The following is a 12,913-nucleotide window of genomic DNA, read 5'->3' as shown; positions in this document are numbered from 1 at the left end:
ACAAAAAGAACCCTTTTTGAGGGTTCTTTTTTTATTTCAAATAAAGGAAATCAATAAGCTTTATTTCCTGGGTTGAAAGTCTTTCTATGTAATAATTTTAATAAATTTTGCATTTTTCTTCAAAAAGTTTCAAAAATGCCGAAAAGAAAGGAGAAAAAACAGAAATTCTGCTATTTTCAGGCTTATATCAAGGTGAGAAATGTAGTTCTAACAATCTAGGACTTTATACCTAGTTGTAAAATAGATAATTGTGAGGACATTTTTTTACACGAACTTCATAGACTTTATGCCTGTTATTTCTTACAATAAGCATATAGTTTTACAATTCTCGACAAGGATATTGAGGGTGAAAAAAACTGAAATGGAGGTAAGTGGATTTGAGCTTATTTTCTGGAACGATACAAAATCTTGAAAATGCCTTGAGTAGAGCGGATATTAAGCAAAAAGTCATAACTAATAATATCGCCAATATAGATACACCGAACTATAAGGCAAAAAAAGTCTCTTTCCAAAATTTATTAGATCAAGAATCTTCGCGTCTTGAAGCGATAAAAACAGACTATCGTCATGTTGATTTTTCTGATGCTGATTCGAATTATTCAATTGTTGCGAGCGGAGATACATCGTATCAGCAAAACGGAAACAATGTTGATGTTGACAAAGAGATGACAGAATTGGCGCAAAATCAAATCAACTATCAAGCTTTGGTTGAAAGAATGAACGGTAAATTTAATTCGCTGAAGACCGTATTAACAGGAGGAAAATGATGACAGCTTTTCATAGCTTAAATGTTTCAGCATCGGCTTTAACAGCTCAGCGAGTCAGAATGGACGTTGTATCATCTAACTTAGCAAATATGGATACGACAAGAGCTAAGCAGGTGAATGGAGAGTGGGTGCCTTACAGAAGAAAAATGGTCTCCCTTCAGTCAAAAGGTGAATCGTTCTCTTCCATTCTCAATTCTCAAATGAGCGGAAGCGGGAATGCTGGAAACGGTGTGAAGGTTTCAAAAATTACGGAGGATGATTCGGATTTTAATCTTGTCTATGATCCGACAGACCCTGATGCAAACGCTGATGGATATGTACAAAAGCCTAATGTTGATCCATTAAAGGAAATGGTTGATCTTGTCAGCAGCACCAGATCATATGAGGCGAATGTCACGGCGATGAATGCCACAAAGGGAATGCTGATGAAGGCGTTAGAAATCGGAAAGTAGGTGAATGAATGTGATTAATGCAATTTCTCCTTTTCAGGTTCAAAATACTCAAAACACTCAAAATGCAACAAATCAAGTAAACAATAGCCAAAAAACAGATTCTTCAAATCAAACAAGCTTTTCGGAGCTTTTAAAAAACTCTATTAGTTCGTTAAATGAGTCCCAAGTAGCTTCTGACAACATGACTAATGCCTTGGCTGCAGGAAAAGATGTAAATCTTGATGAGGTCATGATCGCTGCTCAAAAAGCTAGCATCTCTCTAACTGCAGCAACAGAGTTCCGCAATAAAGCTGTGGAAGCTTATCAGGAGATTATGAGAATGCAAATGTAGGGGGTCTGACGATTTAGAGAAAGAGTGGAATGACCGGGGGTTAACATGAATCGTACTCTAATGCAAATGAAAAACAAAACGAGTGAGTTTTGGAAAAATAGATCTAAACTACAAAAGATTTTAATGGTTAGTGCTTTAGCGGCAATTATTATTATTGGAATTATTATTAGTGTTTTTGCTTCAAATTCTAAAATGGCGCCGCTGTACAAAGATTTGTCTGCTGAAGAAGCAGGACAAATCAAAAAAGAATTGGATGCAAAAAAAGTTCCAAACGAACTTTCGAATGGCGGTACAGTGATTAGTGTTCCGGAGGATCAGGTTGATTCTTTGAAAGTGCAGATGGCTGCAGAAGGACTTCCTAAAACGGGATCAATTGATTATTCGTTTTTTGGACAGAATGCCGGCTTTGGTTTGACAGACAATGAGTTTGATATGGTGAAAGTGAAAGCTACACAGACAGAACTGTCAAACTTGATCAATGAAATGGACGGTATTAAAAATTCAAAAGTAATGATTACGCTGTGTTTGTCGGTGAGGAGCAATCTGCAGCATCTGCATCAATCGTTCTGCAGATTCAACCGGGTTATACACTTGATCAAAGCCAAATCAACGGATTATATCATCTGGTATCTAAAAGCGTGCCAAACCTAAAAGAAGATAACATCGTCATCATGGACCAAAATTCTACATACTACGACAAATCAGACAGCGATGCAGGGTCCTACGCGGATAGTTATTCTTCTCAGCAAGGAATTAAGTCTCAAGTTGAAAAAGACATTCAAAAACATGTACAGTCACTGCTGGGTACGATGATGGGCCAAGATAAAGTCGTTGTCTCCGTTACAGCAGACATTGATTTCACAAAAGAAAATCGGACAGAAGACATTGTCGAACCTGTGGATAAAGAAAACATGGAAGGCATTGCAGTCAGCGCTGAAAAGGTATCTGAAACATATCAGGGCGACGGTGCAGCCAACGGCGGAACTGCCGGAACCGGCGAGGAAGATGTAACAAATTATAAGGCTGACGGTGAAAATACCGAAAGCGGAAACTACGAAAAAAACAGCAACAAAATCAATTACGAGGTTAACCGAATTCATAAAGAAATCGCTGAAAGTCCTTATAAGGTCAGAGATTTAGGGATTCAAGTAATGGTAGAGCCGCCTGATGCCAAAAACACAGCGTCGCTATCAACTGAAAGACAGGATGAAATACAAAAAATCCTTTCAACTGTAGTCAGAACATCTTTGGATAAAGATGAAACGCAAAACCAGAATTTATCTGATGCTGATATCAATAATAAGATTGTTGTCTCCGTTCAGCCATTCGACGGCAAAGTCAATTTGGATACAAATACGGAAAAATCCTCAGGTATCCCGCTGTGGGCATATATTGTAGGCGGTGTTTTAATCGCAGCGATCATTGTTCTGATCATTATGCTTATCAGAAAGAAACGGGCGCAAGAGGATGAATTTGAGGAATATGAGTATGAGGTTCCTCAAGAACCAATCAATTTGCCTGATATCAACGAAGAGGAAAATGAAACAGCGGAATCAGTCAGACGAAAACAGCTTGAAAAGATGGCGAAAGACAAGCCGGAAGATTTTGCAAAACTGCTGAGAAGCTGGCTGGCCGAGGATTAGGAGGAATTAGAAATGGCGAGACGTGATCAAGATAAGCTTACAGGAAAACAAAAAGCAGCCATTCTCATGATTTCCTTGGGGTTAGATGTGTCAGCTTCTGTCTATAAGCACTTAACCGATGAAGAAATTGAAAGGCTTACTCTGGAAATATCAGGTGTTCGAAGCGTCGATCATCAAAAAAAGGATGAAATCATAGAAGAATTTCATAATATAGCCATTGCGCAAGATTATATTTCTCAAGGCGGTTTAAGCTATGCAAGACAAGTTCTGGAAAAGGCGCTTGGAGAGGATAAGGCGGAGAACATTCTAAACAGGCTGACTTCTTCTTTGCAGGTTAAACCATTTGATTTTGCCAGAAAAGCGGAGCCAGAACAAATTTTGAATTTTATCCAGCAAGAGCATCCGCAGACGATGGCGTTAATCTTGTCTTATTTAGATCCAGTGCAGGCCGGGCAAATTTTATCCGAGCTGAACCCTGAAGTGCAGGCTGAGGTTGCGAGAAGAATCGCGGTCATGGATAGAACGTCTCCAGAAATAATTAACGAGGTAGAACGGATTCTGGAACAAAAATTATCTTCTGCATTTACTCAGGATTATACACAAACAGGCGGAATTGAAGCTGTTGTGGAAGTGTTAAACGGGGTAGACAGAGGGACAGAGAAGACGATCTTGGATTCATTGGAAATTCAGGATCCCGATCTTGCTGAAGAGATTAAAAAGCGGATGTTTGTCTTCGAAGATATTGTCACACTTGATAACCGTGCAATTCAGAGAGTCATTCGCGATGTTGAGAACGACGATTTGCTCCTTTCATTAAAGGTTGCAAGCGAGGAAGTCAAAGAAATTGTGTTCAACAATATGTCACAGCGTATGGTTGAAACCTTCAAAGAAGAAATGGAATTTATGGGCCCTGTACGCTTGAAAGATGTAGAAGAAGCACAATCGAGAATTGTAAGCATCGTCAGAAAGCTTGAAGAAGCCGGTGAAATTGTGATAGCAAGAGGCGGAGGGGATGATATTATTGTCTAATATCATTAAACAAGAATCATCTATTTCTCCACAAAAGGAAAAAAGAAAACTTTCTATACAAGAGGTGCGTATTGATCATTCTCACCTTTTGCAGGCTGAAGAGAACTCGGAGGCGCTTATGGCCCGAGTGAAAGAGGAAGCTGACCGGATTTCTGAGCAGGCAAACAGTCATATAGAAAATATTCGCCGTCAAATCGAGCAGGAGAAAAACGATTGGGCGGCTGAAAAACAGAAGCTTATTGAAGAAGCAAAAACCGAGGGCTTTGAACAAGGAGTAGCGTTGGGCAAAGCTGAGGCATTGCAACAGTATGCCGAACTGATCGGCCAAGCGAACAGTATAACTGAAATGTCCAGAAAAGCTGTTGAGGACAAGCTTGAAGACGCTAATGAAGAAATCGTTGAGCTTGCCGTTGCCCTAGCAAAAAAAGTTTGGCAGCAAAAGTCTGATGATAAAGAGGCTTTCCTCCTGCTTGTACAACAGGTTATAAACGAAGTGAAGGAATATGACGATATATCAATTTATGTTGATCCATATTACTATGAGACAATCTTTCAGCAAAAAGATGAAATCCAGCAGCTTCTTTATAAAGAATGCCGGCTTGGCATATATGCTGATGAAAAAGCTCAAAAAGGAACCTGTTATATTGAAACTCCTTTTGGCAGGGTAGATGCGAGTGTTGACACACAATTGATGCAATTGAAAGATAAACTTCTGACAGCGCTGGAAGCAGGTGCAGCTGAATGAAGACACAGAGTCTGATAGATTGTATAGAAATGACAGACTCGTATAAACGGTACGGAAAAGTCAAGCGGGTAATCGGCCTGATGATTGAATCAAAAGGGCCAGCAAGCTCAATTGGCGACGTGTGCCTGATTTATGCAAAAGGACAATCTGGGAAAGTCATTAAAGCTGAGGTAGTCGGCTTCCAGGAAGAAAATATTTTGCTTATGCCTTATTTAGAGGCTGCGAGCATTGCACCTGGCAGCATTGTAGAAGCTACTGGGGAATCACTTCGGGTTAAAGTTGGGACCGGACTGATCGGACAAGTCATCGATGCTTTTGGAGAACCGCTTGACGGAAAGCTTCTGCCGAAAGGGCTTTCGCCTGTATCAACGGAGCAATCACCGCCCAACCCGATGAAACGGCCGCCTATCCGTGAAAAGATGGGTGTTGGAGTCAGATCAATTGACAGCTTGCTGACAGTCGGTAAAGGCCAGCGGATTGGAATTTTTGCAGGAAGCGGTGTTGGAAAAAGCACCTTAATGGGGATGATCGCCAAGCAGACAGAGGCTGACTTAAACGTCATTGCACTTGTCGGAGAACGCGGACGAGAGGTTCGGGAGTTTATTGAAAAAGATCTGGGGAAAGAGGGGCTGAAACGATCGATTGTAGTCGTTGCCACCTCAGACCAGCCAGCATTAATGAGATTGAAAGCGGCATATACAGCGACTGCCATTGCCGAGTATTTCCGAGATAAAGGCCAAAATGTCATGTTTATGATGGATTCTGTTACAAGGGTGGCAATGGCGCAGCGAGAGATTGGACTGGCTGCAGGAGAGCCTCCGACGACAAAAGGTTATACACCTTCAGTGTTCGCTATTTTACCTCGTTTACTAGAACGAACAGGTGCAAACGAGCATGGAACCATTACGGCATTTTATACAGTGTTGGTAGACGGGGATGACATGAATGAGCCGATTGCCGATACTGTACGCGGAATTTTAGACGGACATATTGTGTTGGACAGGGCGCTTGCCAATAAAGGCCAGTTTCCTGCAGTTAACGTACTAAAAAGCATCAGCAGGGTGATGTCAAACATTTCAACAAAACAGCATCTGGATGCGGCAAATAAATTCCGTGAACTTTTATCGACATATCAAAATTCGGAAGATCTCATTAATATCGGAGCTTACAAAAGAGGATCATCCAGAGAAATTGATGAAGCGATACAATTTTATCCGCAGCTTATTCAATTTTTAAAGCAGGGAACAGACGAACCGGCTTTATTGGAAGAAAGCATTGCTGTATTAACTAGTTTGACAGGAAATGAGGAATAAACGTGGCTTATCAATTTAGATTCCAAAAGCTGCTGGAACTAAAAGAAAATGAAAAAGACCAATCCTTATCCGAGTATCAGCAATCAGTTTCTGAATTTGAAAACGTTGCTGAAAAATTATATGAGAATATGAGCAAAAAGGAATTGCTGGAACAAAATAAGGAAAAGAAATTAAAAAGCGGCATGAGTGTACAAGAAATGAGGCACTACCAACAATTTGTCTCAAATCTTGATAATACGATCTATCACTATCAAAAGCTTGTCATTATGAAAAGAAATCAAATGAATCAAAAACAAGAAATTTTGACAGAGAAAAACATTGAAGTGAAAAAGTTTGAAAAAATGCGTGAAAAACAGTTTAAAATGTTTGCTCTTGAAGATAAAGCTGCAGAAATGAAAGAAATGGACGATATTTCGATTAAGCAGTTTATGATTCAAGGCCATTAGGAGCGAATGTAATGTCCGGCAAAAAGAAAGAATCAGGTAAGTTCCGTTCGGTTTTGCTTATCATTATCCTCCCGCTGATGTTTCTATTAATCGCAGGGGGGATTGTTCTTTGGGCTGCTGGTATCAATGTCATAAAGCCGATACAGGATGCTGCGGCAAAAACGCCGGTTCTTAAAGAATTGGTCCCTGAAACCGAAAATAAAAAAGGCGCAGCATCAAGTAAGGATAGCAGTAATACGGCAGCTCTGGAAAAGACCATTAAGGATCAAAAAAGTGAAATCAGTATATTGAATAAAGATTTAGAAACAAGTAAATCAGAAATCGATAGGCTCAATCAAAAGATCCGTTCACTTGAAAAGACGGCTGAGGATCAAAAAAAGTCATCAGAAGATCATACTGAAGGATCAGCAGACTCGAAAGCTTCTTCTGAAAATGACAAAGTGATCAGTGTGTACAAAAGCATGGACAGCGGAAAGGCTGCTAAAATTATTGCCCAATTAAAGGAGCAAGAAGCACTGAAAATATTGAATGGCCTAAGCAAAAAGCAGCTTGCTGACATATTGGCGAAAATGACTCCTGAGCAAGCAGCAACCTATACAGAAAAAATTGCTGCCAGCCAAGAATAGGGGGAATGAAAGGTGAAGCTGCTTGAATTAGCGGGACCTTTGCTGCAAACCACAACGGGTTCTGCCGCTAAAAACATGAAAAGTAGCCAAGGAGTTTTTCAAAACTGGCTTATGTCTGAGGCTGGATTGAAGGAACTCTCAGAACAAGGAAAGGGTACTCCTAATTCCGAAGATCAGCTTTTAGCAGATGCGCTTAAAAAGATCGGTGAATGGCTAAATGCAAGTCCTGAAGATCAAGACAAACAAAATGCGAATCTTTTGCAAACATTAAGCAAACTGACAGGGAAACAATTGGATGCGAATGCTCTGCAAATGTTGCAAAATCTTTTGCAAGCAGTTAAATCAAAAATGTCAGGCGGGACGGATCAGTTGCTCACAGATACGGAGAAAATCTTTTCAGAAGCTAAAACGGCTCTGAGTGCCAATGATTCTGCTTCTGACATTAATGGAGCACTGAAGTCTGATACAGAGCAATCAAATCATGAAAATGAAGTATCCGAGCCTGCTAAAGAGCTTATCTATATCCAGATGTTCATTAGCCAGCTCGTAGAAGGGAATAATCTGACTGATCGCGGGAATGGCAATGAAGCTCATGCCATTTACCAAAATGGAGATCAATTCCTTTCTGCATTAGAAAAGAAGGGTGTATCTCAACAAATAATTCAGGATCTTAAACAGCAAATATTCACTAAAGCTGAGTCAAGTTCAAAACTTTACTCGATGACAGCGTCAGAGCTGAAAAGTTTTCAAAGCTTAATGGATCAAATGTCTATGCTTCCTCAAAAAGGGACCAAAGAATGGAGTTTAGCTGAAAGCCAGCTGAAAGCCTTCTTGTTATCGAAATCATCCGAATCATCACAAGACTTTGGGAAGCGTGTTCTCACACCGCTCTCGCAGAGTTTATCCAGCAAAAATGCATCGGATGTTTCTGGAAGTATTCAGCCTGTAGATAGTAAATCAGGACTCCAAATGCTGTTTTCGGGTTATCGGAGCATAGGAGGAGTACAAACACTTGATCTGCAGCAGATGTCATCTGATATACCAAATACCGAAACAAAAACGGTGGCTGATCAAGTGATTAATGCGTGGAAGCAGATGAAATATACGCCTTTCGGCAGATCGACGGGAAGTTTCACTATTCGGCTGAACCCTGAACATTTAGGATTTGTCACAATCAAGCTGACAAATGAAAATGGAATGTTTCAGAGTAAAATCATAGCATCTAGCCAATCAGCAAAAGAATTGCTTGAACAGCATCTTCCTCAGCTGAAGCAATCATTGCCGAATATGGCCGTCCAAATTGACCGTTTTACTCTTCCGGTCCAAAGCGGGGATCAGCCGATATACGGCCAGCTTGCTGATGAACAGAAACAGCAGCAAGAGGGGCAGAGACAGCAAAGACAGAAAAAGCAATCAAATGATTTTGGCGATCTGCTCGATGAAGTGTCGATGGTTGAAATGGAGGAAGAAGAATGACTTCTATAAGTTCAGAATATAAACTGCCTGAAAAAACGAACACTGTGTCGACGAACAACAGCAGCTTGGGGAAAGACGAGTTTTTAAAAATATTAATGACTCAAGTTCAAAACCAAGATCCGCTTAACCCGGTTGACGATAAAGAATTTATCAGCCAGATGGCGACTTTTTCAAGCTTGGAGCAAATGATGAATCTGAATACGACAATGACTCAATTCGTTGAAAACCAAGATCCGTTTACAACGTATGTTGATTGGATGGGAAAAGAAGTATCTTGGACTGATGGTAAAAGTGCAACAGATAAAACAGGCACAGTAAGCTCTGTTAAACATTTTAAAGGAAATTATTATCTCGTTCTTGATGATGGGACCGAGATCAGTCCTGCGAATGTCATGTCTGTGGGACAATCATCTAAATAAAAACATCTGGGGGAATATATTATGTTACGTTCACTTTATTCTGGAATCAGCGGTATGAAGAACTTTCAAACAAAGCTTGACGTAATCGGTAACAACATTGCCAACGTAAATACAGTAGGATTCAAAAAGAGCCGTGTGACCTTTAAAGATATGGTAAGCCAAACGATTGCCGGCGGTTCTGCTGCTGGTGCAACAATCGGCGGAACAAACTCTAAGCAAATCGGTTTAGGTTCATCATCTGGCACAATTGATACAATTCATTCAACAAGCGCGACACAAAGCACAGGAAGAACACTTGATTTAGCAATTGACGGCGACGGTTACTTCCGAATTGATACAGGTGACGGGACAGCTTATACAAGAGCAGGGAACTTCTATTTAGATAATACCGGAACACTGGTTACAGGTGATGGCTACCATGTGTTAAATATGAATGGGGGAACAATTAAAATTCCTACTGATGCTCAAAGCTTTAGCATTGGTTCTGATGGAAAGGTGTCAATTGTTGATGCTGAGGGGAAAACACAAGACGGGGGACAAATCGGGATTGTTACTTTTGCCAACAGTGATGGATTGGATAAAATCGGAAGAAACCTATACCGTGAATCTTTAAACTCTGGAACGGCCAGTGCAGCGAACCAGCCTGGTGACGGCGGAACTGGTGCTCTTAAATCAGGATTTCTCGAAATGTCTAACGTCGATTTAACTGACGAATTTACTGAAATGATCGTAGCCCAGCGCGGATTCCAATCAAACTCAAAAATTATTACAACATCTGATGAAATCCTTCAAGAACTGGTTAACCTTAAACGTTAAGGAGGGAGGGGAGGCGAGTAATCGCTTCTCCGCTGTTTTATGATTAAAGTAACCCGTTTGAACGGGCAGCCCTTTACACTGAATGCGCTATTTATTGAACAGATTGAATGTTTTCCGGATACTACAATTACTCTGTCAAATGGTAAGAAGTTTGTAGTAAAAGAAGATGAAGAAGCTGTTCTGGAAAAGATCGCAGCTTTCTACCGAAAAATACAAATATTTGCAATGGATCAAGGAATAGAGGAACCGGAATGAAGAAAAAGTTAATGATCATATTACTAATTATTCTTATCGTAATTGGTGCTCTCGGGGCGGCGGCTTATTTTGTTTTAGGCGGAAAGTCCGAAAAAAGTGAAGCGAAAAAAAGTATTGATGAAATCGTTGCGTCTTCTGTTGATGTAGAAGAGATCACAACAAATTTAAAGTCTGATAACATTATCCGTCTTGCTATTAAGCTTGAAACTGATTCTGATAAATCAAAAGAAGAACTTGAGAAACGTGATTTCCAAGTGAAAGACGCTGTTATATCACTGCTTGCTGATACGAATGCTGATCAGATTGAGGGAGACAAGGGAAAAGAAACCTTTAAGAAGGAACTGAAAGATAAAATAAATAGCTACCTCCAAGAAGGAAAAGTAGAAAAAGTGTATATTACCTCCTTTAATCTGCAATAAAGCATAATTTGACAGAATACGGAGGTGAGGAAAATGTCAGGAGAAGTTCTCTCCCAAAATGAAATAGATGCACTGCTTTCTGCAATATCAACAGGTGAAATGGACGCTGAAGAGCTGAAAAAAGAAGAAAAAGAGAAGAAAGTCAAGGTTTATGATTTCAAACGTGCGCTGCGGTTTTCTAAGGATCAGATCCGCAGTTTAACGAGAATTCATGACAATTTTGCAAGACTTCTTACCACTCATTTTTCTGCTCAGCTCAGAACCTATATTCACATATCTGTCAGTTCTGTTGACCAGGTCCCGTATGAGGAATTTATCAGATCGATCCCGAACATGACGATTCTGAATCTATTTGATGTCCATCCGATGGAAGGCAGAATTATGATGGAGGTCAACCCCACGATAGCTTATACGATGATGGATCGGGTCATGGGCGGGATTGGAATCAGTCATAACAAGGTTGACAGTTTGACAGAAATTGAAACAAAAATCATTTCTAATTTATTTGAAAATGCACTGGGTAATTATAAAGAAGCTTGGCAGTCAATTGCTGATATTGAACCGGAAATGACTGAGTTTGAAGTGAATCCGCAATTTGTTCAGATGGTATCTCCTAATGAAACAGTCGTGGTGATCTCGCTCAATACTCAAATTGGTGAAATCAGCGGTGTCATTAATCTCTGTATCCCGCATATCGTACTCGAGCCGCTCATACCGAAGCTTTCAGTCCACTATTGGATGCAATCAGACCGAAATGAGCCAAAGCCTGAGGAAACAAAGTCGCTTGAAAAACGTATCATGACAGCACAAATACCTGTCGTGGCCGAGCTCGGCACATCTGAACTGACGATAGAAGAGTTTTTAAGTTTAGAAGTCGGAGACTGCATAACTTTGGACAAATCAGTCACGGATCCTCTTACTGTATTGGTCGGAGATAAGCCGAAATTTTTAGGACAAGCCGGCCGGGTGAATCGAAAACAGGCAGTGCAAATTTTAGATCACGACATAAGAGGTGAACAAGATGGAGAATAATAGATTATCTCAAGATGAGATTGACGCGCTTCTTAACGGTACTGGCAGCACGCTTGATGAGCCAGAGGTTCCGGAAGTAGATGACTTATCGGAAATGGAGCGTGATGCGATCGGTGAAATCGGTAATATTTCATTCGGCAGTTCTGCGACAGCACTGTCAACGCTTTTAAATCAAAAGGTCGATATTACGACTCCAAGCGTAACGGTCATTCCAAGAAGTAAAATCAGCGATGCATTTCCTGAACCGTATGTAGCGATTGAAGTGAATTATACGGAGGGCTTCAGCGGAAGCAACCTGTTAGTCGTGGAACAAAGTGACGCGGCGATCATTGCTGACTTAATGATCGGGGGAGACGGAAAAGGTGCGGACCCTTCACTGGGTGAAATCCATTTAAGTGCGGTTCAAGAAGCAATGAACCAAATGATGGGATCGGCTGCCACATCAATGTCTACTGTATTCAGTAAAAAAATTGATATTTCACCTCCTCGGGTTGAATTGTTGGATGTTACTGAAGAAAAGGGTACAGACCGTATTCCTGATGATGAAATGCTGGTGAAAGTTTCTTTCAACTTAAAGGTGGGAGAATTAATAGACTCCAGCATTATGCAGCTTTACCCATTGACATTTGCGAAAGATTTAATTTCAAGCCTTATGAACTCAGAAAGTGCAGAGGAAGAAGAAACGGTGCAGCCCGAAGTTACATACGAACAGCCGAAAGAGCCTGTGACGCCAGAGCCGCGTATTGAACCGAAGCAACAGCAGCAGCCGCCAAAAAGGCAGGGAACAGCAAAAAAAGCAGCGCCAGTTCAGGTTTCACCGGTGGAATTTTCCGCGTTTGATCCAAACGAAGCTGTACAAGCCCCTATTCATAATCTGGATATGCTTTTGGATATCCCGCTTTCGATTACTGTTGAGCTTGGCAGAACGAAGAGAAGCGTAAAAGAGATTTTAGAGCTTTCTGCCGGAAGTATTATCGAGCTTGATAAATTAGCTGGTGAGCCTGTAGATATTTTAGTTAATCAGCGTATCGTTGCCAAAGGCGAGGTCGTTGTCATTGAAGAAAACTTCGGAGTAAGAGTCACTGACATTTTAAGCCAGGCAGAGCGCATTAATAATTTAAAATAACGAAACACAAGGAGAGAG

The 12,913-nt window shown here is 40.7% G+C and carries 15 protein-coding genes and 1 pseudogene; all 16 read left to right on the top strand.

All coding sequences use genetic code 11. From position 1 onward, the window contains the following. The first annotated feature begins 377 nt into the window (after positions 1–377). Positions 378–767, top strand: coding sequence for a flagellar basal body rod protein FlgB (gene flgB / locus PUN35_RS05930; RefSeq protein ID WP_014479778.1), 390 nt, complete (start codon positions 378–380; stop codon positions 765–767). After that, positions 767–1,219 (top strand): flagellar basal body rod protein FlgC, encoded by a 453-nt coding sequence (flgC, locus tag PUN35_RS05925; RefSeq protein WP_014479779.1) that lies wholly within the window; start codon positions 767–769, stop codon positions 1,217–1,219. Before flgB ends, flgC begins: the two co-directional genes overlap by 1 nt. Positions 1,220–1,229: 10 nt before the next feature. Continuing rightward, positions 1,230–1,550, top strand: coding sequence for a flagellar hook-basal body complex protein FliE (fliE, locus tag PUN35_RS05920; protein WP_003238544.1), 321 nt, complete (start codon positions 1,230–1,232; stop codon positions 1,548–1,550). A gap of 45 nt (positions 1,551–1,595) precedes the next feature. Continuing rightward, positions 1,596–3,193 (top strand): annotated as a pseudogene (fliF, locus tag PUN35_RS05915) (flagellar basal-body MS-ring/collar protein FliF). A 12-nt stretch (positions 3,194–3,205) separates the two neighbouring features. Beyond that, the gene (gene fliG, locus PUN35_RS05910; protein ID WP_003231981.1) at positions 3,206–4,222 is read left to right on the top strand and encodes a flagellar motor switch protein FliG; all 1,017 of its coding nucleotides are present in this window, start codon (positions 3,206–3,208) and stop codon (positions 4,220–4,222) included. Continuing rightward, positions 4,215–4,967 carry a flagellar assembly protein FliH gene (gene fliH / locus PUN35_RS05905; RefSeq protein ID WP_014479782.1) on the top strand — a complete coding sequence of 251 codons (753 nt, stop codon included), beginning with the start codon at positions 4,215–4,217 and terminating at the stop codon, positions 4,965–4,967. The genes fliG and fliH overlap by 8 nt, the downstream gene beginning before the upstream one ends. Beyond that, positions 4,964–6,280 (top strand): flagellar protein export ATPase FliI, encoded by a 1,317-nt coding sequence (fliI, locus tag PUN35_RS05900; RefSeq protein ID WP_014479783.1) that lies wholly within the window; start codon positions 4,964–4,966, stop codon positions 6,278–6,280. Before fliH ends, fliI begins: the two co-directional genes overlap by 4 nt. Before the next feature lie 2 nt (positions 6,281–6,282). Further along, positions 6,283–6,726 (top strand): flagellar export protein FliJ, encoded by a 444-nt coding sequence (gene fliJ, locus PUN35_RS05895; RefSeq protein WP_003231977.1) that lies wholly within the window; start codon positions 6,283–6,285, stop codon positions 6,724–6,726. A gap of 11 nt (positions 6,727–6,737) precedes the next feature. Beyond that, positions 6,738–7,352: a MotE family protein gene (locus tag PUN35_RS05890; RefSeq protein ID WP_014479784.1), complete on the top strand. Its 615-nt coding sequence runs from the start codon at positions 6,738–6,740 to the stop codon at positions 7,350–7,352. A gap of 12 nt (positions 7,353–7,364) precedes the next feature. After that, positions 7,365–8,828 carry a flagellar hook-length control protein FliK gene (locus PUN35_RS05885; protein WP_014479785.1) on the top strand — a complete coding sequence of 488 codons (1,464 nt, stop codon included), beginning with the start codon at positions 7,365–7,367 and terminating at the stop codon, positions 8,826–8,828. Then, the gene (flgD, locus tag PUN35_RS05880; RefSeq protein WP_014479786.1) at positions 8,825–9,247 is read left to right on the top strand and encodes a flagellar hook assembly protein FlgD; all 423 of its coding nucleotides are present in this window, start codon (positions 8,825–8,827) and stop codon (positions 9,245–9,247) included. Before PUN35_RS05885 ends, flgD begins: the two co-directional genes overlap by 4 nt. A gap of 21 nt (positions 9,248–9,268) precedes the next feature. Then, the gene (gene flgG, locus PUN35_RS05875; protein ID WP_014479787.1) at positions 9,269–10,063 is read left to right on the top strand and encodes a flagellar basal body rod protein FlgG; all 795 of its coding nucleotides are present in this window, start codon (positions 9,269–9,271) and stop codon (positions 10,061–10,063) included. A 39-nt stretch (positions 10,064–10,102) separates the two neighbouring features. Next, entirely contained in the window at positions 10,103–10,318 is a 216-nt protein-coding gene (gene swrD, locus PUN35_RS05870; protein ID WP_003231966.1) for a swarming motility protein SwrD, read from the top strand. Beyond that, complete coding sequence (gene fliL, locus PUN35_RS05865; RefSeq protein WP_003231964.1) at positions 10,315–10,737, top strand: flagellar basal body-associated protein FliL; 423 nt, start codon at positions 10,315–10,317, stop codon at positions 10,735–10,737. The genes swrD and fliL overlap by 4 nt, the downstream gene beginning before the upstream one ends. 33 nt (positions 10,738–10,770) lie before the next feature. Then, entirely contained in the window at positions 10,771–11,769 is a 999-nt protein-coding gene (gene fliM, locus PUN35_RS05860) for a flagellar motor switch protein FliM (RefSeq protein WP_003220879.1), read from the top strand. Continuing rightward, a complete protein-coding gene (gene fliY / locus PUN35_RS05855) occupies positions 11,759–12,895 on the top strand; it encodes a flagellar motor switch phosphatase FliY (RefSeq protein ID WP_014479788.1) in 1,137 nt (378 codons plus the stop codon). The genes fliM and fliY overlap by 11 nt, the downstream gene beginning before the upstream one ends. Positions 12,896–12,913: the final 18 nt, after the last annotated feature.

It is taken from the genome of Bacillus sp. N3378-2at (genome assembly GCF_033412715.1).
GTDB classification, from domain to species: Bacteria; Bacillota; Bacilli; order Bacillales; family Bacillaceae; genus Bacillus; species Bacillus subtilis.
This window is presented reverse-complemented; position numbering and strand designations above follow the sequence as displayed.